The organism is Psychroserpens sp. Hel_I_66 (assembly GCF_000799465.1).
Classification (GTDB): domain Bacteria; phylum Bacteroidota; class Bacteroidia; order Flavobacteriales; family Flavobacteriaceae; genus Psychroserpens.
Window position 1 is genome coordinate 2,642,131 of sequence record NZ_JUGU01000001.1, and the last position, 22,638, is coordinate 2,664,768.

The 22,638-nt window shown below is 32.5% G+C and carries 19 protein-coding genes; 9 read left to right on the forward strand and 10 right to left on the reverse strand.

Features of this window, described 5'->3' with window-relative positions; genetic code table 11:
* Window positions 1–103: 103 nt before the first annotated feature.
* The 3 genes from GQ40_RS11800 to GQ40_RS11810 all read right to left on the reverse strand — a co-directional run bounded on the left by GQ40_RS11800 (window position 104) and on the right by GQ40_RS11810 (window position 2,827).
* Window positions 104–385, reverse strand: a complete 282-nt coding sequence (locus GQ40_RS11800; RefSeq protein WP_052184240.1) for a helix-turn-helix domain-containing protein — start codon at window positions 383–385, stop codon at window positions 104–106.
* 70 nt (window positions 386–455) lie between these two features.
* Window positions 456–1,553, reverse strand: a complete 1,098-nt coding sequence (locus GQ40_RS11805) for a hypothetical protein (RefSeq protein ID WP_047548526.1) — start codon at window positions 1,551–1,553, stop codon at window positions 456–458.
* Window positions 1,550–2,827: a tyrosine-type recombinase/integrase gene (locus GQ40_RS11810; RefSeq protein WP_047548529.1), complete on the reverse strand. Its 1,278-nt coding sequence runs from the start codon at window positions 2,825–2,827 to the stop codon at window positions 1,550–1,552. The genes GQ40_RS11805 and GQ40_RS11810 overlap by 4 nt, the downstream gene beginning before the upstream one ends.
* Before the next feature lie 294 nt (window positions 2,828–3,121).
* Between GQ40_RS11810 and GQ40_RS11815 the strand changes: the two genes are divergently transcribed.
* From GQ40_RS11815 to GQ40_RS11825, 3 genes are all read left to right on the forward strand, one after another.
* On the forward strand, window positions 3,122–3,712 hold the full coding sequence (locus tag GQ40_RS11815) for a HupE/UreJ family protein (protein WP_156115580.1): 591 nt from the start codon (window positions 3,122–3,124) through the stop codon (window positions 3,710–3,712).
* A 153-nt stretch (window positions 3,713–3,865) separates the two neighbouring features.
* Window positions 3,866–4,297: a deoxycytidylate deaminase gene (locus GQ40_RS11820; RefSeq protein WP_047548532.1), complete on the forward strand. Its 432-nt coding sequence runs from the start codon at window positions 3,866–3,868 to the stop codon at window positions 4,295–4,297.
* A complete protein-coding gene (locus GQ40_RS11825) occupies window positions 4,298–5,923 on the forward strand; it encodes a S41 family peptidase (RefSeq protein ID WP_047548535.1) in 1,626 nt (541 codons plus the stop codon). It begins immediately after the preceding gene.
* 3 nt (window positions 5,924–5,926) lie between these two features.
* Here the strand turns inward: GQ40_RS11825 and GQ40_RS11830 are convergent, their stop codons facing one another.
* From GQ40_RS11830 to GQ40_RS11840, 3 genes are read right to left on the reverse strand one after another with little or no spacing between them, the layout of a single operon-like run.
* Window positions 5,927–6,529 (reverse strand): FAD-dependent oxidoreductase, encoded by a 603-nt coding sequence (locus tag GQ40_RS11830; RefSeq protein WP_047548538.1) that lies wholly within the window; start codon window positions 6,527–6,529, stop codon window positions 5,927–5,929.
* 1 nt (window position 6,530) lies between these two features.
* Window positions 6,531–6,731 (reverse strand): hypothetical protein, encoded by a 201-nt coding sequence (locus tag GQ40_RS11835; protein ID WP_047548541.1) that lies wholly within the window; start codon window positions 6,729–6,731, stop codon window positions 6,531–6,533.
* A 12-nt stretch (window positions 6,732–6,743) separates the two neighbouring features.
* On the reverse strand, window positions 6,744–7,331 hold the full coding sequence (locus GQ40_RS11840; protein ID WP_047551903.1) for a MarC family protein: 588 nt from the start codon (window positions 7,329–7,331) through the stop codon (window positions 6,744–6,746).
* A 113-nt stretch (window positions 7,332–7,444) separates the two neighbouring features.
* On the opposite strand from GQ40_RS11840, the gene GQ40_RS11845 reads away from it, so the two are divergent.
* Window positions 7,445–8,014, forward strand: a complete 570-nt coding sequence (locus GQ40_RS11845; protein ID WP_047548546.1) for a DUF3109 family protein — start codon at window positions 7,445–7,447, stop codon at window positions 8,012–8,014.
* 119 nt (window positions 8,015–8,133) lie between these two features.
* The gene (locus GQ40_RS11850) at window positions 8,134–8,838 is read left to right on the forward strand and encodes a DUF4412 domain-containing protein (RefSeq protein WP_047548549.1); all 705 of its coding nucleotides are present in this window, start codon (window positions 8,134–8,136) and stop codon (window positions 8,836–8,838) included.
* Here GQ40_RS11850 and GQ40_RS11855 read toward each other — a convergent pair.
* Entirely contained in the window at window positions 8,835–10,814 is a 1,980-nt protein-coding gene (locus GQ40_RS11855) for a tetratricopeptide repeat protein (RefSeq protein WP_052184241.1), read from the reverse strand. The two genes, GQ40_RS11850 and GQ40_RS11855, sit on opposite strands and share 4 nt — an antisense overlap.
* A 1-nt stretch (window position 10,815) precedes the next feature.
* Window positions 10,816–11,550 carry a LytR/AlgR family response regulator transcription factor gene (locus tag GQ40_RS11860; protein WP_047548553.1) on the reverse strand — a complete coding sequence of 245 codons (735 nt, stop codon included), beginning with the start codon at window positions 11,548–11,550 and terminating at the stop codon, window positions 10,816–10,818.
* A 708-nt stretch (window positions 11,551–12,258) separates the two neighbouring features.
* Between GQ40_RS11860 and GQ40_RS11865 the strand changes: the two genes are divergently transcribed.
* The 3 genes from GQ40_RS11865 to GQ40_RS11875 all read left to right on the forward strand — a co-directional run bounded on the left by GQ40_RS11865 (window position 12,259) and on the right by GQ40_RS11875 (window position 16,717).
* Window positions 12,259–13,248, forward strand: coding sequence for a ribonucleotide-diphosphate reductase subunit beta (locus tag GQ40_RS11865; protein ID WP_047548556.1), 990 nt, complete (start codon window positions 12,259–12,261; stop codon window positions 13,246–13,248).
* Window positions 13,249–13,467: 219 nt separating this feature from the next.
* Window positions 13,468–15,966: a ribonucleoside-diphosphate reductase subunit alpha gene (locus GQ40_RS11870; protein WP_047548559.1), complete on the forward strand. Its 2,499-nt coding sequence runs from the start codon at window positions 13,468–13,470 to the stop codon at window positions 15,964–15,966.
* Window positions 15,967–16,210: 244 nt separating this feature from the next.
* Window positions 16,211–16,717 (forward strand): RDD family protein, encoded by a 507-nt coding sequence (locus GQ40_RS11875; RefSeq protein ID WP_052184242.1) that lies wholly within the window; start codon window positions 16,211–16,213, stop codon window positions 16,715–16,717.
* A 49-nt stretch (window positions 16,718–16,766) separates the two neighbouring features.
* On the opposite strand, the gene GQ40_RS11880 is transcribed toward GQ40_RS11875, so the two are convergent.
* The gene (locus GQ40_RS11880; RefSeq protein ID WP_047548562.1) at window positions 16,767–19,070 is read right to left on the reverse strand and encodes an inorganic phosphate transporter; all 2,304 of its coding nucleotides are present in this window, start codon (window positions 19,068–19,070) and stop codon (window positions 16,767–16,769) included.
* 292 nt (window positions 19,071–19,362) lie between these two features.
* Between GQ40_RS11880 and GQ40_RS11885 the strand changes: the two genes are divergently transcribed.
* On the forward strand, window positions 19,363–19,719 hold the full coding sequence (locus GQ40_RS11885; protein WP_047548565.1) for a toxin-antitoxin system YwqK family antitoxin: 357 nt from the start codon (window positions 19,363–19,365) through the stop codon (window positions 19,717–19,719).
* A gap of 74 nt (window positions 19,720–19,793) precedes the next feature.
* Here GQ40_RS11885 and GQ40_RS11890 read toward each other — a convergent pair whose 3' ends face one another.
* A complete protein-coding gene (locus GQ40_RS11890; RefSeq protein WP_047548568.1) occupies window positions 19,794–22,622 on the reverse strand; it encodes a TonB-dependent receptor in 2,829 nt (942 codons plus the stop codon).
* Window positions 22,623–22,638 lie beyond the last annotated feature (16 nt).

Sequence of the window (22,638 nt, forward strand, 5' to 3'; positions counted from 1 at the left end):
TTAAGATTGAATATCTTATATTGCATACGTTTGGTGGTGTTTATTCAAACAACATAAAAACCCTATTGAATCGTGGTGGATTCAATAGGGTTTGTTCGTTTTATTAAAATTGATTCATTTTTTTCAAAGCAAGTAGCACCTCACTTTTCTTATATCTTACTTTTGCTCCAATACGATAAGCTGGGAATAAATTATCTTTCGTGTATTTCCAAAGAGTTACGAGTGAAATAGAAAGTAATTTAGCAGTTTCTTCTCTGGTCAATAAAATTTCGTCGTCCTTTTGATACTGTGAATCTTGTTTAAGAGCCAATTTAATTTCCCCTATGAGTTTGGGAATAAATTTAGATTCATTGGTGTTTTCAATTTGTAAAACTTGCTTTGTCATGTCCTTTGTTTTAGGATTATATGACAAATCTAGTTTAGATTAATTGTATTTAATTAGTTGGGTATGCCCATCAAATACCCAAGTTAATCATTCGGTCAATAACAAAATTCCTAGCTTTTTTTATTTTTTCCTGTTGAACATAGACTTTTTTATTGTGGTCTAGTTCATTAGGTTTAAGATCTTCTGGTTTATCAGCTTTTATTGATGCAATATCATGTTTACGAAAAGCCTTTCTTAAATTACTAAGAGAACTATTCGAAATTTTCTTTAATTCTCTAGCATATTCAGAAGCTGTAAGATTCTCGAAATCATCCAGAGGAAGACCAACTAAATTCTTAAGTCTTTCTAGACTTACATAGTCAGAACCACCAATTTTAGAATTAAATACTTTTAAATATTTGAATTGGATATCTATATCTAGGATTTCAAAATTAACATCCTTTTCTCTAAGTATATCAATGAAAGAAAATTGTTCTAGTGGTGTTAAATTTCTATAACCCGTAGTACCTTTATTTAAGGCACTTGCATCTTGTATGATTAAAAGTTCTTTTAAATAAAGACTTAATGCTTTTATCTTACCATATTCAATCCATTTGTCCATAAAAACTTTAAAACAATCATAAACCCGGTCATTCGTAGATAAATATCGTAATATGTGATGATTTTCACTATTTTCCCAAATCCATATTAACCAGTCTTCACTCTTAAAAAATTCTTCCTGGTCCATTTCATAAAATCGTAAAAATTCACTTTTAGAATTAGGAGTTTTTAAATATTCTGAAAAATTCCATATTTCGTTGTGTTTTTCATTCAAATAGTTAAGTTTATCTTCATGAGTTAGGTATTGACCTAATTCAAATTTAATTTCCTCTTTAGGAAGCTCATATCTATATTTAAAATATTTTTGAAGAATATCTTGAAGATCATTTAAAATATGGTTTACAATTTTAGGATTTAACTGATAGTCAAAAAAGTTGTATAAAACCTCTGTTCCTTCTATATGAAAATTCTCGTTCGGTTTTACAAATACATTGTAATCTTCTTTAGGGAACTCATGACCTTTAAGAAAAATATTATTTTCTATAAGTTGAATCAATTGATCTTCATTAAGATTATATCCTTTGTCCAACGTAATAACATTTCTACACTTTGAGAAGTCCTTGTTCATAGTTTATCAAATTTGTTATTTTGCCTGTCCCAATACTCACTAATTTTTTTGATGTGTTCATCTTGAGAAGCCTTTACATAATGGGTAAATTGAGCAATTGACTTATGTCCAGTTGCTGCCATGATTGTACTATTATCAATATCACCAGATAGAAACAAAACGCTACAAAAACTGCGTCTACAACTATGGCTAGTAATTAGCTCATATTTTGGATAATGGTCAAACTTTTTACGCTTTGTTTCTGGATCCATTTTGTAACCGGGAGTTAATTGGTTTATACCTACATCTCTACAAATTTCTTTTATATAAATATTAAATTTCTGACTTGATATCTTTGGCGGTAGTTTACCTTCCCTTTTTTCTAAAATTGATTTGAATTGAGGATGTATTGGTATAGTTAAGTTTTGATTGGTTTTGTGTGTGGTTATATTAATAACATTATTAAAGATGTTTTCTTTTGATATCCTTAAAAGATCCGATATTCTCAAACCAGTTCGTAATCCTATCACAAATAAGTCTCTAGTGTTGTCTAAGCGTTCTGAAGAACTAAAATCGTGATTATATATAAGATTAATTTCTTCATCATTAAGATAGGTGTCGATAGTATCGTTTTTAGGCAAGTTAAAATCCCTATGCTTATATTTTGGGTTTATTGGTAAACCATCCATTTCTGCATTTCGACAAAACGTTTTAATTCTTGAAACAATGGAACCTATAGTATTGTTACTTAACTTTTCTTCATTGACACAATATGAAATAAATTTACTATGAAAAGTTAAATCGATATCCTCAAACCTTAATTTTTGCTTACTATGGTTTTCAAAAGCTTGTAATTTCGACAAGGTTGTACTATAATTATTAAGTGATCGTTTCTTTAATTTTGCTCCATTAAACAAGCGTTCCTCTGCTCCTTTAACGAATAACTCTACCCAATCGACAAAATATACCTTAGAGCTTTCATCAACAGACGTTCTGTTAAAAAATATACTTACATTCTCCTTAAGCCAAATCTTAGAAATGTGTTTAGAAGTATTATACTCCAAATTATAATTATCAAAAATGAATTTTTCCAACTTAGACAATTGGCTATTTAATATATCTACATTAAGAGTTGAAGAATTTATTTTAATCCGCTGTTTTGATATAGACCAATTTTTAGGTTCAACATTAATTCCAGTTCGTACTTTTTGGTCGATTCTATTGCTATCCCAAAAACGTATGTATATACTGCTGTACTTTTTTTTACCTTTAACAATGAAAAACTTAATAGTCATCTAAAATATTTTGCCGAAATATTGCCGAAATTAGTTAATTTTATTTAATTCACCTTAATTCATTTTAATAAAAAGATGAAATCTTACTAACATAACACGTTAAACAACAGATATTTTCGTCTATTCCAGGGGTTTTAATAAAAAATAAGATTAAGCGTGGTGACTTCCGCCTTGAGTACCAAAAGGCTTCAACATATCGTTGAGGCCTTTTTTTATTTGCATTTTTAAACGTAACTTTGATATCACACCAACCTAACCTCATAACTTAATTATCATTTCCCAAATCCAATAACTATGATAGACCAATTTCTGTCAAATTTTCAAGATGGTGTTTACCATATTCTCAATATAAATGCCTACGATCACATTTTATTTTTAATCGTGCTCACAGTGCCTTACTTGTTTAAGGATTGGAAACGTATCTTTATACTAATTTCAATATTTACAGCAGGTCACTGCATTTCCCTTGCGTTGACTACCTACGACATAATCAATGTAAATATCAAACTTATAGAGTTTCTTATCCCAATTACAATCATTATAGTAGCTATATTTAATGTATTTACATCTGGTAAAAAATCTCATGGCACAACAATAGGGCTTGTCTTTTTTGCAACTCTTTTTTTTGGTCTCATTCATGGTCTAGGATTTTTAACTACGTTTGAGCGTTTAATTTCTTCTTCGGAAAATAAGCTATTAGCTCTTTTAGAAATTGGTCTGGGTATTGAAGTTGGACAACTCTTTATTGCCTTTATCGTGATTTTTGTGAGTTTTCTTTGTCAAACTATTTTTAGATTCTCAAAGCGTGATTGGGTAATGGTAACATCTTCAATTGTGATAGGTTGTTTGATCCCTATTTTGATAAAAAGTGAATTATTTTCATAGTTATTGAATGGTTCTTATATATTTTGATAAAACTTTAACGTTATCAAAGTCTTAAAAGCGCACAAACATTTTTAATAATTATTACATTTGAATTATAACTTTTATAGTTAAGTTGATGTTTCCGAAGAAAATAAAACACTTCTAAATCCATATATGTCCAAGAAAAAACAATTACGTTACGACAAGGCTTATTTAAGAATTGCGAAAGAATGGGGTAAACTATCCCACTGTAAACGTAAGCAGGTTGGCGCGATAATTGTAAAAGATAGAATGATCATATCAGATGGTTACAATGGTACACCAACAGGTTTTGAGAATTATTGTGAAGATGATGAAGGCTACACAAAGTGGTACGTGTTACATGCTGAGGCTAATGCCATTTTAAAAGTGGCAGCCTCAACACAATCCTGTAAGGGTGCCACGTTATACATTACGCTATCGCCATGTAAGGATTGTAGTAAACTCATCCATCAAGCGGGAATTATTAGAGTAGTTTACCACCAAGGTTATAAGGATGATTCCGGATTGCAATTTTTAGAAAAAGCAGGCATACAAATAGAATTAATTGAAGATGTAACAGTATAAATGACGTTTAACAAAAAATACATTCCGCTAATTATTGGAGTTGCAATTGCAATAGGTATTTTTATTGGCGGAAATCTAAACTTTACAGATACTTCAGATCGTTTATTTACTTCAAACAGCAAAAAAGACAAACTCAACAGACTTATAGATTACATTGATTATGAGTACGTTGACGATGTCAATACAGATAGTATTGTCGATGTTACGGTAAATGGTATTTTAGATAATCTTGATCCACATTCTACATACATTCCTAAAAGTGAATTGGAGCGCGTTACCAATAACATGAAAGGTGATTTTGTAGGTTTAGGAGTCAATTTCTACACTTACAAAGACACCATAACCGTTATAAGAACCATTAAAGATGGTCCAAGTGAAAAAGCCGGTATTAAAGCAGGAGACCGCATTTTAATGGCAGATGGAGATTCTATCTTTGGGAAAGAATGGAGCAACGCAGATATTATCTCTAAACTAAGAGGAGAAAAAGGCTCTAAAGTAAAAATCACGGTTTACCGTAAAGGTGAAAATAAACTTCTCGAGTTTAAAGTTAAAAGAGACATCGTACCAATTAAAAGTGTAGATGCTGCTTACATGCTTACCGATAAATTAGGTTACATAAAAATAAATAGGTTTGCAGAGTCCACATATAAGGAATTTAAAGATGCTCTGGATATTCTTCAAAATCAAGGCGCGACCCAGTTAGCTCTTGACTTACGCGATAATCCTGGAGGGTTTTTAGGTATTGCAGAGCAAATTGTAGATGAGTTTTTAGAAGATGACAAACTCATATTGTTCACTAAAAACAAAAGCGGAAAAGTTGAAAAAAGCTTCGCTACGAGCAAAGGTGATTTTGAAGAGGGTGAAATTTATATTCTTATCAACGAAAGTTCTGCATCGGCAAGTGAGATTGTTGCAGGTGCATTGCAGGATAACGACAAAGGCACTATTGTTGGACGACGAAGTTATGGCAAAGGCCTGGTGCAACGCGAAATGTCTCTGGGAGATGGTAGTGCTGTGCGATTAACGGTTTCTAGATATTACACACCCACTGGTCGTTCTATTCAAAGACCATATGATAACGGAAAAAGCAACGATTATTACAATGATTACAACAAACGCCTTAGAAGCGGTGAGTTTGAGGATGCAGAGCAAATTGAAATTGCAGACTCCTTAAAATTTAAAACTCCAAAAGGCAAGATTGTCTATGGTGGAGGTGGGATAATTCCCGATATTTTTGTTCCGTTAAATACAACTTCAAATAATGAAACCTTAAACTACCTCAAAAGACGGGAATACATAAGTAATTTTGTTTTTGAAGAATTAGATAAAGATCGTAGTTTTTATGATAATGTTACCACCAATGACTTCATTGCCAATTTTGAGGTTAGCGATGATATTGTCATAAAATTTCAGAATTTCGTGAATTATCGAGAGCGAACCAATATAACGTTTGTAGCTTACCATGAGCAAATGAAACGTCTTATAAAATCTGAATTGGCCCAACAGCTCTACGGAAGCAATGCTGCTGAAAAAATCATTAACGAAACAGATGATATGATTGAGGAAGTGATTATGCTAAGTCGAGGCAACGACTACTTTGAGGTCAATCTTTCCGAACAAAATTAAATATTAAACTTTATCGTGTACTTTGGTATGTTGACCGTTGTTCCACAATGTCAAAATATCGGTTGCCACTTGTGCTCCACTTCCACATGCAATTGCATACTGGCTTCTCCAACCTGCTAAAGTTCCTGCCACATAAAGACCTTTTGTGATTAAATGATCTTCATTTTTTAACCAAATTCGGTTTTTTTCAATAGCTGCTCTTGGGTGTGGCTCAACGTAGTTCTCCAGCCCTTTAATGGTCAATAAATTTGTATAGCCAACAGTTATGACGACCGTTCTTGAATGGTAAATGTTTTTATTTGTTGTGACGGTAAATCCTTCCGAAGAACTTAAAACCGAGCTCACTTTTTCTTTATCAATTTGATCGACATGTGGGTACAGTTCTTGAAGTTGCGTTTTCCCGCTTTCTAAAATGTCTGCTCCCAAAGTACCTGGAGTTAATCCTAAAACATTATTAAACAGTGCATTTTGCAAATGAGATGTTCTTTGGTGCGTTATAATACCAATGTGTTTTCCATCTGCAAAAGGTTTCGGTTTTGCTGAGCCTAAAACTAGAGCGCAAGACATACCTGCTGCACCTCCACCAATTATTAAAGCATCATACATTTTATCTCCCTTTTAATTTTTGATCTACTTGCTTTGAAAATCTTAAAATTTGTAATAGCAATATCACACAAAGAGACAAAACGATAGTTATAAGAGCAACAATGCTTTCTCCCTCAAACGGGTTATTAAAATCCAATAACGCTGCGTTATAAGCAATTAGTCCAACCGCAAGTACTGAGGCTATGATTGTAAAATATTTCATAAGTTGTCTTTTTTAAGCCATCTCAAAAAGTGCTTTAATATTGTGCGCAAATAGTTTAACTGCGATTGCTAAAAGAATTACACCAAATACCTTACGAATGATATTGATACCATTTTGGCCAATAAGACGCTCAATTTTTGTAGATGTTTTTAAGACTATAAAGATAATAATTACATTTAGGATAACTGCAATAATGATGTTTTCTATTCTATATTCCGCTCTCAAAGATAATAAAGTTGTCAAACTCCCTGGTCCTGCAATTAAAGGAAATGCCAGCGGAAAAACAGACGCTGTCATCGTTGTACTTTCATCTTGCTTATATAAAGTAATGCCCAAAATCATTTCTAAGGCTATAAAAAACAGTATGAACGCACCCGCAACCGCAAAGGAATTAACACCAACACCTAAAAACGACAAAATTGTTTGCCCTAAAAACAAAAAGAAGACCATAATCACGCCAGCAATTATCGAAGCTTTTTCACTTTCTATGTGACCCACTTTTTTTCTTAAATCAATAACAATTGGGATGTTACCTATAATATCTATTACCGCAAATAGAATCATAAATGCTGTAAAAATCTCTTTTATATTTAATTGAATATCCATTTTTTTTCAAATTTTTTGCAAAAGTAGGTCTTTATAGAAGATTTTCAAGATTAAATAATCGTAAAGTTTAAGTACTTTTGTGACTTATCTTTTTAGAGGGAAAAAACATGTTTCAATTAGGAAAAACCATAGTTTCAGAAGCTATTATAGAAAAGGATTTTGTATGTAATTTATCAGCTTGCAAAGGGGCTTGCTGTATAGATGGCGATGCAGGTGCTCCTTTAGATGCTTCGGAAATTGAAATACTCAAAGATATTTACCCAAAAGTGAAACCTTTTTTAAGAAAAGAAGGAATCGAGGCCATAGAAAAACAGGGCACACATATCACAACTCCTTTTGGCGATTTCGAAACGCCTTTAATTAACGATGCAGATTGTGCCTATGTTATTTTTGACGATAAAAAAACTGCGCTCTGCGGAATAGAAGAAGCCTATAACCAAGGTGAAATCTCATGGAAAAAACCCGTCTCTTGTCATTTATATCCTGTTCGGGTGAAGGATTATTCTGAATTTTCTGCTGTTAATTACGACAAGTGGGACATTTGCGATGATGCCTGTACGCTTGGCAAAGAACTTCAAGTACCTATTTATAAGTTTGTAAAAGAGGCGTTGATTAGAAAATTTGGTGAAGATTGGTATATGGAATTGGAAAAAGTTGCAGAAAAGCATCTAAAATAATGAAACCTACATTCCAATTATACAATTTTTTAAACCACTTATACATTTGATTTTTTGAGTGTTCTAAATATTTGTAAATTTCTCATTTACAAATATTTAAATTATAAATTTTAGACACAATGAAAACTCAAATTATCTCAAAACTCGCTTTTTGTTTCACGCTATTTTTCTTTTTTCAACATGCAATCGCACAAAAAGCCTCTAAAGTAGAATTACCCTCAACCTATGATTTTGATTATAGCTACAAACTTAAAATGACCCATAAAAAAGGAGATGTTGAGCTAAATTATCTTTTAAAGGAAGGCGCAAAATATTTTGGTTTTGACACTGCAGATATGGCAAAAGGCTCAGATACTAAAATGTTTATGGTTATGGATGGTGAATTGGGCGTAACTGCAATGTTTATGGAGATGATGGGTAAAAAAGTAGTACAAAAATCTAAACTCAAAGCCTCAGATTTTAAAAGTGATAATGATAATTCAGACTATACATTTACTAAAATCGATTCTAAAACGATCATGGGTTATGATTGCGAAGGCTTTGTAAGCGAAAACGACGATCACAAAATTACGTTTTACATTACAGATGATGTTCCAGTAAGTTTCAACCAGGTTTTTGGAGCTAATGCTAAGCAAATGCCAAAAGGTTTTAATCCAGAATGGATGGAAAAATATGCAGAAAATGGACTCATGATGGAAATGATATTTGTAGATAAAAAGAAATCTAAAAACAATATGACCATGAATTGTATGAGCTTAGAAAAAACAAATTTTTCTATAGATGCTTCAAAATACGGGTCAATGATGTCTGCTTTTGGAGGCTAAGCTGAACGCAAAACATTTGATCGTGTTGGTATTTTCACAATAACGTTAGTACCAATGGCTTTTCGATTGTCATCAAATAAATCTTCAATCTCAATGTTGTAATCGTTGGTATAGTCTTTAGAGAAGTTAGCAAGTCTTGCTTTTGTAATTGCTATACCAACAGATTTACGTTTAATAAGTTTGTCGTTATTTATTTTTTCAGCCTCTGCTCTACCTATTCCATTATCTTTAATAGAAATCATTATACAATCATCTTGTGTTCTATAGACATGCAAGACAATTTTCTTGTCATCTTTTTTAGACGATAAACCGTGCCAGAGCGCATTTTCAAGAAATGGCTGCAATACAAGAGAAGGCAATTTTATATTTGCTGAATTGATGTTATCGTCAACATTAATTTCAAAATCTATCTCGTTAGAAAAGCGTATATTTTCTATATTCATGTACAATTTCATGGTGTCCAGCTCATCTTCTAAAGAATTTTCCTTTTCCGAAGAAGCCACCAAAATTTTTCTAATGAGCTTGGAAAACTTATTTAAATAATAGACTGCATTTTCTTTCTCGTTATTGATGATGTATAATTTTATGGAGTTTAATGAATTGAATATAAAATGCGGATTCATTTGACTACGCAACATGTCTTGCTCCAAAGTTAAAATCTGCTTTTCCTGGCTCAATTGCCTCGTTCTATATAAGGCCACCAAAACACCTACAATAATTGCCAGCACTAACATAGAGTACCAAAAAATCTTTTTATTGCGCTCCAACTTAGATTTTACAATTTGATTTTCATTGGCAAGTGCCTTTATCTCATTGTTTTTAGCTTCATTTTCATATTGAATTATGACATCGTTCACATACCTGAGATTTCGATCGTTATTTATGGTTTGCTCGACCTCAACAGATTCCTTATAATGGTCTAATGCCATTTGATAGTCTTCGGTCTTGCTATATAATTCTGAAAGATGCTTATCTGCCTCAACAATAGAGAGATTCAAATTATATTGTTTGGCAACCTGCAATCCCATTTTTAAATTTTCTTCGGAAGTTTTAAGCGCTCCCATTTCTTTTTGAACCCAACCTAAGTTAATATAGGAAGATGCAATATAAAATTGATCGTTTATGGACAGGGCCATGGATAAGGCCTTTTGAATAATAACTTTTGCATCAAAATATTTTTTCTGCTTGATGTACACTTGGCCAATACTATTATAGCATATCACTCTTCCTAAATTAGAATCTATTTGCTCATTGAATTCTAATGAAAGTTTATAGTTGCGAAGTGCACTTTCTAGTTCTCCTTGAGCTTCATAAGCGTAACCAATATTTTGATAATTTATAGCAAGTCCTAACCTATTTCCTGCTTGCTTTTCTAGTGCAAGTGATTTTTTAAATTGCCTTAATGCTAATTCATATTGCTCTAGTATAAGATAGATGTTACCAATACTATTTTGAGAAACTGAGATATTATAAGTAATTGTTTTTGATGGGTTTTTCATTGACCTTGCAATATCCAGTGCTTTTGTATGAAAATCTAACGCTGGTTTTACAAGATCCATTCTACGGTAGGCTACACCAATATTATTTAGGCTTATAATTTCAAATTCTATATTTTTTTGGGCGGTTGCAAGTTCATTTGCTCTTTTGTGTGTAGAAATTGATTGCTCATAATGAGATATGTTTCTATAAATAACTCCTAAAGCATTCAAGGCGTAACTCTCACCTTCAATATAATCAATATCATGAGACGCATTTATGAAGGCTTTAACCTTAAGACTATCTGAAGAATATTTTTTAAAAATAGAATCTATTGTTGCATATTGTTTTGGTCTCAATGACGTTAAATTGTCAATATCTTGACGAAATTCTTTATCATTTTGAGCATTTAAGTTTTGAAACCCAATCAAAAAGCACAAAACGATTACTAATAAACAATTAGCAGGAAGTTGGGTATTATGGCAATGGGAATAATTCAAACTATAGTTTTTCTAAGAAATCAGACTTTCGTTGTCTAGCAACTGGTATTTTATGGTTAGACTCCATAATCACATAACCCTCACTTTTTACAAACTCCTTAATTTTATTTAAGTTGACAATAAATGAATTGTGAATTCTGAAGAAATAGTTATCTGGCAAAATAGCATCAACCTCTTTTAATTTTTTTGTAATGACAATTTTTTGTTTTGTCTCGGTAACTATGGTACTATAATTACCATCAGACTCCACGAATAAAATATCATCAATATCTAAAAATATAAGTTTACCATCTGTATTTATAGTGATTTTCTTTTTATCAAACTTTTGGTTAAAACTTAATAGTACCTCTTCAATTTTAGAGTTTTCCGTTAATTTAGAATTGAACTTTTTTATTTTTTTAATAGTATCCTGCAAATCGTCAGAATCTATAGGCTTAAGCAAATAATCAATAGCTTCGTGCTTTAAGGCCTTGATTGCATATTCATCGTAAGCTGTAGTGATTACCACAGGAAAATCCCTATTGGTAAGCTTCTCCAAAAACTGAAAACCGTCCATTGTTGGCATTTGTATATCCAGAAAAAGACAATCAGGTGTGTTTTTATTTAAATAACCTATTGCCTCCTCTGGATTTGAGAAGGTGTGTACAATCTCAATATCACTACTAAAATTAGTAAGTTCCCAAGACAAACCTTGAATCGCCTTTGGCTCATCATCTACAATTACTGCTTTAATCATACTATCAAATATAAAATATAAAATAATATATTTTGACATTTATGTATAGTTAGCATAATTTCCTGTATAATGAGTTTTTAAGACCATTATCTAATGGTACAAATTTATCTCTATACCATTTATACATTATTTTTTACCATCTATACAAATCAATATATGATGTAGCATATTATTCGCCATATTTGTAATGAAATTAAATGACCAATCAAATTAATAGATAACTTTAAAGTGATCGTGGGGATTCGCTATTTAATAAAATGCTATTAATCACTAAAAAGTCAGGTTCATTCCCGACTTTTTTTTTAGAATTTAATTTCAATTAAAGTGACTTTATATTTAGTAAGTAGTTTAGTTAGTTTAGTTAATTATTAGGGATAAAAAGAGAGCTATAATATGGCTCTCTTTTTTTATTCAATTATGCCTTTCTCTTGAAATCTAAAACAGGAGTAAACATCACTTGTAGCTATCTTTTTAATCAGAAATTTCTTGTAATAATTAAGATAAAACCATAAACGTAAAAAACTAATATACAGGTGCTTATGATTATTTTTAATAAATCACACCTTTTTCTGAGAATTCTGTATTGTTAAAAACTTGTTGAAAAGGTTTCACCAAAAACAACGAAATATTACTAACATTTTTGAATCTTTGTTAGTCCCAAATCACACTAGATTTTTCAAAATTTTTTTAATACAAAAACCAAATTATATGTCTCAAGCTGTAGAACCAATTTTACAAGAAAACAAAGATCGATTCGTGATTTTTCCAATTCAACATCATGATTTGTGGGAATGGTATAAAAAATCTGAAGCTAGCATGTGGACTGCGGAAGAAATTGATCTACATCAAGATATTACAGATTGGACAGACAAATTAACTGATGATGAACGTTACTTTATCAAGCATGTTTTGGCATTTTTTGCTGCAAGTGATGGTATCGTAAACGAAAATTTAGCTGAAAACTTTGTTAACGAAGTACAATATAGCGAAGCCAAATTTTTCTATGGTTTTCAAATAATGATGGAAAATATTCACAGTGAAACCTATTCATTGTTAATTGATACATATGTAAAAGACGAGAAAGAAAAAGCAATGCTTTTTAATGCTATTGAAACGTTTCCTGCTATAAAAAAGAAAGCAGATTGGGCATTAAAATGGATTGAATCGCCAAGTTTTGCAGAGCGGTTAATCGCTTTTGCTGCTGTAGAGGGGATTTTCTTTTCTGGATCCTTTTGCTCTATTTTTTGGTTAAAAAAACGTGGTCTTATGCCAGGTTTAACATTTTCTAATGAGTTGATTTCTCGTGACGAAGGCATGCACTGTGACTTTGCAGTACACTTACATGAGCATCACTTGGTAAATAAAGTACCAAAAGAGCGTATCAAAGATATTATTGTTGACGCATTAAATATTGAAAGAGAATTTATTACAGAATCTCTTCCTGCCAGTTTAATAGGAATGAACTCTAAGTTAATGTCACAGTATTTAGAGTTTGTAACCGATGGCTTACTTGCCGATTTAGGTTGCGAAAAAGTATATAATACAGCCAATCCATTTGATTTTATGGATATGATTTCACTTCAAGGTAAAACAAACTTCTTTGAGAAGCGAGTTTCAGAATACCAAAAAGCTGGAGTTCTCAACAAGGAAGAAGAAGAAAATAAATATGATTTTGGTTCAGATAGTTTCGATTTCTAGAACTAATCAAAACGTATAGTAAAATTTTTAAATAGGACCTAACGCTTACTGATTGCTTATTTTTTCAGAAGAAAATGTTATAGTCCATTTTAATTTCAGAATAAAAAATTAATTATTAATCAATTGTTAATCAGTATTTTACTGATTTTAGCTAACTAACCAATTCCTTATTTTGAACGGTAGCCTCAATATAAAGAATTTTAAAAACCCTGTAATAGTATGTTTGTAGTAAAGAGAGACGGTAGGAAAGAGCCGATTATGTTCGACAAAATCACCGCAAGAGTTCGTAAATTGTGTTATGGATTAAATGAACTTGTTGATCCCATTAAAGTGGCAATGCGGGTTATTGATGGTTTATACGATGGTGTAACCACAAGTGAACTTGATAATTTGGCAGCAGAGCAAGCTGCAACGATGACAACTGCCCATCCAGATTATGCCCGTTTAGCAGCACGAATTTCTGTCTCTAACTTACATAAAAATACAAAAAAGACCTTTAGTGAGGTCATGACAGATCTTTACACTTATGTCAACCCAAGAACAGGAAAAAAAGCACCATTATTAAGTGATGAAGTATATAAAGTCATCACAGATAATAAAGATAAACTAGACTCTGCGATTATTTATAATCGTGATTTTGGTTATGATTATTTTGGATTCAAAACCTTGGAGCGCTCTTACCTTTTAAAATTGAATGGTCAAATCGCAGAACGTCCTCAACATATGTTAATGCGTGTTTCTATTGGGATTCACCTTAACGATCTAGATTCTGCAATTGAGACGTATGAGCTCATGTCAAAAAAATACTTTACACACGCTACACCTACATTATTTAATTCTGGTACACCAAAACCTCAAATGTCATCATGTTTTCTTTTAACAGTGAAAGATGATAGTATTGACGGTATTTACGATACATTAAAACAAACAGCTAAAATCTCACAATCTGCAGGAGGAATAGGTTTATCTATTCATAATATTCGTGCTACCGGTAGTTATATTGCAGGAACAAACGGAACCAGTAATGGTATTGTACCAATGCTAAAAGTATTTAATGATACCGCACGTTATGTTGATCAAGGAGGTGGAAAACGAAAAGGAAGTTTCGCTATGTACATTGAGCCTTGGCACGCAGATATCATGAGTTTCTTGGATTTAAAGAAAAATCATGGTGCTGAAGAATTACGTGCTCGTGATTTATTCTACGCAATGTGGATGCCAGATTTGTTTATGAAACGTGTACAGGAAAATGCAGAGTGGACGTTAATGTGCCCGAATGAATGTCCTGGTTTATGTGATGTTCATTCTGAAGAATTTGAAGCACTTTACACCAAATACGAAACTGAAGGAAAAGGGCGTAAGTCAATTAAAGCTCGTGAGCTTTGGGAGAAAATCCTAGAATCTCAAATTGAAACAGGTACACCTTACATGTTGTACAAAGATGCAGCAAACCGTAAGTCTAACCAGAAAAACTTAGGAACTATCCGTTCTTCAAATTTATGTACAGAAATTATGGAGTACACCTCTCCAGATGAAGTTGCTGTATGTAATTTAGCGTCAATTGCCTTACCAATGTTCATTAAAAATGGTGAGTTTGATCACAAGGAATTATTCCGCATTACAAAACGTGTTACCAAAAACTTAAACCGAGTCATTGATAGAAACTACTATCCTGTAAAAGAAGCAGAGAACTCCAATTTCCGTCATAGACCAGTTGGTTTAGGCGTACAAGGATTAGCAGATACGTTTATTAAATTGCGTTTGCCATTTACAAGTGATGAAGCTAAAGCTTTAAATCAAGATATTTTTGAAACTTTATACTATGCAGCAGTTACTGCGAGTATGGAAGAAGCCAAAACAGATGGACCGTACGAAAGCTATGAAGGTTCACCAATAAGCCAAGGTAAGTTTCAGCATAATTTATGGAACATCCAAGAAGATACTCTAAGTGGGCGTTGGGACTGGGATAAACTAAGAGCTGATGTTGCAAAACATGGTGTTCGTAACTCTTTATTAGTTGCGCCTATGCCAACAGCATCTACATCTCAAATTTTAGGAAATAATGAATGCTTTGAGCCTTACACGTCTAATATTTATACACGTCGTGTACTGTCTGGAGAGTTTATCGTTGTTAACAAGCACTTATTAGAAGATCTAGTTGAACTAGGCCTTTGGAATGAAAACTTAAAGAATGAAATCATGCGTGCCAATGGATCTGTACAAGGTGTAGAGAATATTCCGCAGGAAATTAAAGAGCTTTACAAAACCGTTTGGGAATTGAGCATGAAAGACATTATAGATATGTCTCGCCAAAGAGGTTACTTTATTGACCAATCACAATCCTTAAACCTGTTTATGGAAGGTGCAACAATGGCAAAATTAACATCTATGCATTTCTATGCTTGGAAGAGCGGATTAAAAACCGGAATGTACTATCTACGTACCAAGAGTGCTGTTGATGCTAAAAAAGTTACTATCACAAGAGAACAAAAAGCTGAACCTGTGGCAGAACCAACTGTAGTTGCTGTAGAAGTTGATGATGTTGCTCAAAAGCAAGAACAGGCTGCTAAAAATGCTACAAAATTTGCACAACAAAAATCAGAGAAAGCAGTAGCAGAAAAAATAGAAGTTGAGCCTATGAGCGCAGATGAGATGAAAGCATTAATTGCCCAAGCCAAAGACGCTGAGGGTGATGATTGCCTAATGTGCGGTTCTTAATCAGTTTCATTTAATAAACATATACTACTTTAAATATTCAAAAAGCATCTTGATAGGATTATCAAGATGCTTTTTTATTTGTTTTACTTCGGAAATGTTATGATTTGAAAAGTCTTGATAGCATATTTGATTACTATTTCATTTATCTTCTTGAAAATTGATTTGTCCTTTAGATTAAAAAATACCATTTGATATTACATCAAGAATATTATATTTGAAAACCACTAACTAACTTATACTCCTCATGAATCAAATTAAATACACAGTTACACAGGATGTTTTAGCATCTAAAGGCATAAGGTTTGCCAATTTTATAATCGATTATATCATACAAGTTGTATTCGGGATCGCAATAGGTGTTTTAATTGGTATAATTTCAGAATTAACAGGGAACTATGTTCTTTATGATTTGGTGATAGAAACAGAAGGCAGGTTCGCAGATTATATTTTTGGAGCCATTATTTTAATAATCTATTATCTTACAATTGAGTCTCTTACTGCACGTTCAATTGGAAAATATATTACTAAAACCAAAGTGGTTCTTTATGATGGCTCTAGGCCTACTTTTTACGAAATATTGGTACGCACGTTATGTAGAATTATACCTTTTGAACAATTTTCTTTTCTTGGAGAAGATGGTAAGGGTTGGCATGATTCTATATCAAAAACCTATGTTGTCGACATTGCAAAATTTGAGGCTAAAAAAGCAACATTTGAAGGTTTAGATGAAATTGGTAAGATTGGAGAATAGCATTATTATAATTCATAAAAAAACAGCTTTGAGAGCTGTTTTTTTATTCTTATGTTAATTTTTCATGATCAGTATTTTGATCTGGGTCTGGGTCTGGTAATCTTGCTGGCTCTATATCACTGTCATGGGCATCATAATATTCTTCCAGCAGACTCATTGTTGCTTTAAGCAAATCTTTGGTTTCCAGCAATAAGCTAAAATAAAGAGTTGTGTTTTTAGGACTTGACTCTTCCGTTCTTGTGCGCTCGACTTGCTTTTGAATTTTCTCCTTAACCATATCTAGAACTTGATTCTTTTCATTGAGAATTAGACTTATGTCCTCAAATGAATTTTTATCAAACGCTTTTTTAGTATCGTTAAAAAGTTTTTCCATCAGTTCATCGATTTCCTTTAACTCTTTAATTTGACTAAACTTTAATTTTTTGTGGTTATTGTTAATGTGCTTGTAGCTTACATTAGAGATATATTCTAATGACTGCGCCATATCCTGTAAATAACCTAAAACATTGATGTAAAAATTACTGGCAGATAGACTTGGCTCCTCAAGATTTTTGATGAAATAGAAAATATTATCACGTAGATCATCAATCTCTGTAGAGAGCTTATTGATGTTCTTTTTATTCTTTTTAAGCAGCTTATGGTTTTGTGTAGCCAAACCGTTTATCGCAGTCGTGTAAATTTTGTTTCCTCTTTTAACGACGCTAGAAATATTACCAGCACTTTCTAAAATAACACCTTGAGTAGAGCTGCTTTCTGCTTTTTGTAAACTATCAACTTCTTTTTTAACTTTTGAGCTCTTACGGTGACTAAGATAATTTTTTAGTAATAATACCGCTGCCAATACTAAAAGTCCTGAAAGCGCATAGCCTCTTCCGTAGTATAAAATTACAGCCATAATTGCTGCAGCTACAAAGGCGCTGAATGCAGTGAAAAACCATCCACCAATAACGTTTAATACTCCTGCAACTCTGTATACTGCGCTTTCGCTTCCCCAAGCTCGATCTGCAAGTGATGTTCCCATCGCCACCATAAAGGTAACGTAGGTTGTTGACAAAGGCAATTTCATTGAGGTTGCTATAGAGATGAGTACACTCGCTACCATTAGATTGACCGCAGCACGAACTAAATCAAAAGCAGGAAGATCCTCATTTTTAATTGCTCCAACTTTTGGTTTTTCAAATTGCTTATCAATATATATTTTAGACTTTTCTGGGAGCAATTGATTAAAACCTTCCGAAGCCAACATACTTAAACGCACAATACTTCTTGATAGGTAATTAGGCTCAAAACGTTCTTTTACATTGTCTTGTCTCGATAAATCTACCGATGTCTTTACTACAGATTTTGCTTTACTTGAAAACCATAAAGTTGCCACCATAATCAAACCTGCGATCAATAATAGATAAGGCTGTGTTTGTACAGCATCTGCCAAACTTGTCATACGATATTCTGTAGCTAATTGTCCACTAGCTACCCAATCTGTAAATGCATTGTAGGCTGCAATTGGCACACCAATGAAATTCACCAAATCATTTCCAGCAAATGCTACAGCGAGAGCAAATGTTCCAATCACGATAATAATCGTATAAATATTATTTTTCGTAAATTTTATAATTAAGTAAGATAAAACCGTAAAAATTATAAAACTACCTACAATAAGTTCTAATGGACTTGTAGCTACAAACTCCTTGATATCTTCGCTCATAAAAGAGGCGTTTTTGACACCTTTTATAAGTATGAAATATAAAATCGAGCTAACAGCCATTCCACTAAATAATGCACCATACCATGCAGGTTTTCTTTCAAATTCAAAGCTCAATAATAATCTAGATACAAATTGAATTATGGCTCCAACGGTAAAGGCAATAACTACGGATAGTAGAATACCCAATATAATCTCTATTGCCTTATCATTGTTGATGTACTGACCAAGATTGAGTATTGTTTGAGAATCATCTGCATAGATTTTTAGAACCGCTATACAAACAGAGGCGCCAAGCAACTCAAAAACTATGGAAACAGTTGTTGATGTTGGTAAACCTAACGTATTAAAAAAATCAAGAAGTAGAATATCTGTTATCATGACCGCCATAAAAACTATCATGATTTCATCAAACATAAACTCGCCAGGATTAAAGATTCCCTTTCTGGCGACTTCCATCATACCGCTAGAAGACATGGCTCCAAGCGCGACACCAAGACTGGCAACAATTATAATTGTTCTAAAAGAAACTGCTTTAGAACCAATTGCAGAATTTAAAAAATTAACTGCGTCATTACTAACGCCAACTACAAGATCTGCTACAGCCAAAACAGCAAGTGCAACAAGCATGTAGATATATAGGTTATCCATACGGGAAATTCATACAATTAATGTGCACAAATTTCACGTTTTAAATTGAACTCAATGTTACGTAAATGTTATGTTCTATTTAATATTTATATTAAAAATATCACAATAACCCTTATTCTAAGTTATTTTATCTTAAATACTACGGAAATATTAACCACTTTTAAAGTATCCAAAACATTGTATATCAGATATTTGTGAGTTTAATGTTAATTTAATGTTACCTAAATGTTTGTTTACTGTAAAATTATTCGTAGCTTTGTTAAGTAATTATTAATTAATACCCAAATTCAAAATGAAAAATATATTCGCAATTTTATTAATGTTAAGTGTTACTTTAACATTTGCTCAAGAAAAACAGAAAGTAACAGTTGAGAAAGATGGAGATACAACTATAGCGACGTATTACCATGATAATGGTTTAATAGCTCAAGAAGGCGCTTTTAATAAGGAAGGCAACCTTGACGGAGTTTGGACTAGTTTTGATACAAATGGTAAAAAAGTTGCAATTGGAAATTATGAGAACGGTAAGAAAGTTGGGAAATGGCTATTTTGGTCTAACAACAAACTTAAGGAAGTAGATTATGTTGATTCTAAAGTTGCAAGTGTAAGCGAGTGGACTGATAAAGTACAGTTGGCTACAAGTAACTAAGCTTAAAATATATATAACAAAAAAGTTCCCAATTAATATTGGGAACTTTTTTTATAAAATAAATTCAATAATTTTTAAAATTTGAAAGAATATCCTAATGAAATCTCAGTTCCTGGTTGTCTTAGTGAAAAGATTTGATCTTGCGCTCCAAAGGAAACAAAATCACTTTTTCTTTCACTATTTAAAATGTTAGAAACCTTAAAGTCAATTGAAGAATTTTTCTTTTCACCAAAGGCTTTGTTCAGTGTAAAGTTTAAGCTATTAAATGGTTTGGTATAAACATCTGGCACAAGACCAATACCAACAACTTGCAACGTTTCACCTTGTACATTAAAAAATAAACCTGTTTGAAAACCAGATTCTTGATCATTGTAATCTAATCCAAAATTTAATAGAAAAGGAGCTTGACCTTGAAGATCTCTCTGTCTATCTATGGTTTCACCATCTCTGGCAGCTAATTGTCTACTTGTAAATTCGTCGTCAGACATTGTTAATTCAGATTTTATTAAAGACACATTAGCATTAAATTTCATTTTACTTAATCCTTCAGAAATAAAACCGAGACGCTGTCTCAATTCTAACTCTAGACCGTATACTTTTGCATCACCTAAATTAGCTACAGTTAATTGAGTTGGCGCTTGCAAAAAGAATGATTGCTCAATTGGGTCTTTGAAATCCTTGTAAAAACCACTAACAGCAAACATTTGACCATTGTTTCCAAAACGCTCAAATCTTAAATCGAAATTGTTCACGTATGTTGGCACTAAATCAATATTACCAATAAAAAGCCTGTTGGTAATTGGGTCAAATATCCTAGCAACAGAAGATTCTTTAAAAGATGGTCTTGCAGTCGTTCTAGAATAAGATGATCTTAAGTTAATATTATCTGTGGCAGCATAGATTACGTTCGCAGATGGGAATAAGTCAAACTCATCCAATATTTGCTCTCTATTAAATTCTCTTTCGTTATTTCTTCCTGTGTAGAATGATTTAAAGAATTCTGATCTAACACCCAAAACGGTTTTTAGTTTTTCTGAAACATTAAATTCCGCAGAAAAATAAGTAGCACCAATACCCTGTTCTCCTTCGTAAGCATCAATAGCGTTAAATTGATCACCAAAAACTAGGTATGTGCCAGATTCTGTTGTTGGATTCCAAATGTTCTCTGGAGCTAACAAACTATCTGCGTTTCCGTCTGCAATAAATGAATCGTCACCAATAATGTTGAAGGTATAATCATCTATGCTGAAATCCCTAAATTTGTAGGTATATGCTCCACCAAATTTAACTTTACCTGGTCTTCCAAAAATATCTACAGTTTTGTCTAAATCTGCTTTAAATGCCCAGTTTTCTTCAATAAGATTTCTCCATAATTGAATTGGGAACGTTGATGCCGAAGGACTTACAAAAAACGCGCCTTCTCCAGATTGTTGTAGAGGTGTGATTCTATGAGCTTTATCCATCACCTTAGAAAAAGTTGGAGATAATTTCCACTCAAAATTGAATGCATTTTCATCCTTACTCAAACGATGTCTACCATTTAAAAGTAGATTAGTGATTGAGCGCTCTGTGTAGGTAAGCGAGTTTTTTATTAATGGCTCTATACCACCACCAACACCATCTTGTGAGATGTCTTGATTGAAAAAACCAGCTGTTGATTCACCATTTTGGATATGCAACAAGTTTACCTTGTATTTTGACTTATCTGTCTTATACGTTAAACCCAACATACCATTAAGGATGATATTATTGATACCTTCTGAACCACGAGAATCTAAAACAGATTTCAATTCATTATCTGAAGAATCATCGAAGCTTTTTACATAAGCACCATCATTTCTGTTTTCATAAAAAGTTGTTTCATTTTTATAAGAGAAAGATGCTTGGTAACCAATTTTATTATCACCTAAATCATATTGGTTTCCTAATGTAAAACCAAGATCGAAGTTCATGTTACTGGTTTCTTTTTTTGCTTGAAGTTCATTTTGAAACCTACTGGTTAAAGATGTCAATAGAAGTCTATCTTCAAAAGTACCAGGAATTGGTTGATATCTATTAATTGGCAAATCTCTAGTACCATCATCAAATCCTAAGAAATCTGTATCACTTCCAGTATAAGTTAGGTAGTCATCATTAAAATGCATATCAGGATTATAAGCTGTACCTAAAGAAATGGTATATTCTGGTTTTGTTGGAAAATCTTTTGTGATGATATCAACGATACCTCCAGTAAAGTCTGCTGGATATTCCGCAGAAGCAGATTTAAGAACAATAACATTATCTAGAATATTCGTAGGAAATAAATCCATTTGAATGGTATTACGATCTGGATCCAAACCAGGTATATCAATCCCGTTTAAGATAGATTTTGTGTATCTATCTCCAAGACCACGAACATATACATATTTTCCACCTTCAATAGAAACTCCGGGAACACTTTTTACTGCGCTTGCCAAATTACTTGCTCCACTGCTCTTAATAGATTGTGCAGAAAGACCATCTAATACTACCACAGATTTCTTCTGTAAATTCAATACAGAATTTTCCGTATTTCTTTTAACAGTGGTTTCAATTACAATAGTATCTAAGGAGTTTGCACTTAGTGTGATATCAAAGTTAGTTACTTCACCCGCTTTTATAACCACATCGGTGACTTCTTGAGTGTTATATCCTACAAAAGAAAAAACAAGTGTATAAGTTCCTGGGTCTAGCTCTAATTGATATTTTCCATCAAAATCTGAAGTGGTCCCAGTGGTTGTGCCTTTTACTAAAATATTAGCAAAAGCCATAGGTTCTACAAACTCTCCATCTATAACATTTCCAGCAACCGTTCCCTTTTGTGCGTTAGCAAAACCAACACACATAAAGAATAGAATAAGAATTGTATATATATTTTTTTTCATAATTAGTTAATTGTGC

Excerpts from the sequence above, each read along its gene's own strand:
- GQ40_RS11865 (WP_047548556.1), top strand. The coding sequence starts at position 12,259 with ATGTCTCAAGCTGTAGAACCAATTTTACAAGAAAACAAAGATCGATTC.
- GQ40_RS11870 (WP_047548559.1), top strand. The coding sequence starts at position 13,468 with ATGTTTGTAGTAAAGAGAGACGGTAGGAAAGAGCCGATTATGTTCGAC.
- GQ40_RS11810 (WP_047548529.1), bottom strand. The coding sequence starts at position 2,827 with ATGACTATTAAGTTTTTCATTGTTAAAGGTAAAAAAAAGTACAGCAGT.
- GQ40_RS11850 (WP_047548549.1), top strand. The coding sequence starts at position 8,134 with ATGAAAACTCAAATTATCTCAAAACTCGCTTTTTGTTTCACGCTATTT.
- GQ40_RS11805 (WP_047548526.1), bottom strand. The coding sequence starts at position 1,553 with ATGAACAAGGACTTCTCAAAGTGTAGAAATGTTATTACGTTGGACAAA.
- GQ40_RS11800 (WP_052184240.1), bottom strand. The coding sequence starts at position 385 with ATGACAAAGCAAGTTTTACAAATTGAAAACACCAATGAATCTAAATTT.
- GQ40_RS11815 (WP_156115580.1), top strand. The coding sequence starts at position 3,122 with ATGATAGACCAATTTCTGTCAAATTTTCAAGATGGTGTTTACCATATT.
- GQ40_RS11825 (WP_047548535.1), top strand. The coding sequence starts at position 4,298 with ATGACGTTTAACAAAAAATACATTCCGCTAATTATTGGAGTTGCAATT.
- GQ40_RS11845 (WP_047548546.1), top strand. The coding sequence starts at position 7,445 with ATGTTTCAATTAGGAAAAACCATAGTTTCAGAAGCTATTATAGAAAAG.
- GQ40_RS11820 (WP_047548532.1), top strand. The coding sequence starts at position 3,866 with ATGTCCAAGAAAAAACAATTACGTTACGACAAGGCTTATTTAAGAATT.
- GQ40_RS11835 (WP_047548541.1), bottom strand. The coding sequence starts at position 6,731 with ATGAAATATTTTACAATCATAGCCTCAGTACTTGCGGTTGGACTAATT.
- GQ40_RS11875 (WP_052184242.1), top strand. The coding sequence starts at position 16,211 with ATGAATCAAATTAAATACACAGTTACACAGGATGTTTTAGCATCTAAA.
- GQ40_RS11830 (WP_047548538.1), bottom strand. The coding sequence starts at position 6,529 with ATGTATGATGCTTTAATAATTGGTGGAGGTGCAGCAGGTATGTCTTGC.
- GQ40_RS11880 (WP_047548562.1), bottom strand. The coding sequence starts at position 19,070 with ATGGATAACCTATATATCTACATGCTTGTTGCACTTGCTGTTTTGGCT.
- GQ40_RS11885 (WP_047548565.1), top strand. The coding sequence starts at position 19,363 with ATGAAAAATATATTCGCAATTTTATTAATGTTAAGTGTTACTTTAACA.
- GQ40_RS11860 (WP_047548553.1), bottom strand. The coding sequence starts at position 11,550 with ATGATTAAAGCAGTAATTGTAGATGATGAGCCAAAGGCGATTCAAGGT.
- GQ40_RS11890 (WP_047548568.1), bottom strand. The coding sequence starts at position 22,622 with ATGAAAAAAAATATATATACAATTCTTATTCTATTCTTTATGTGTGTT.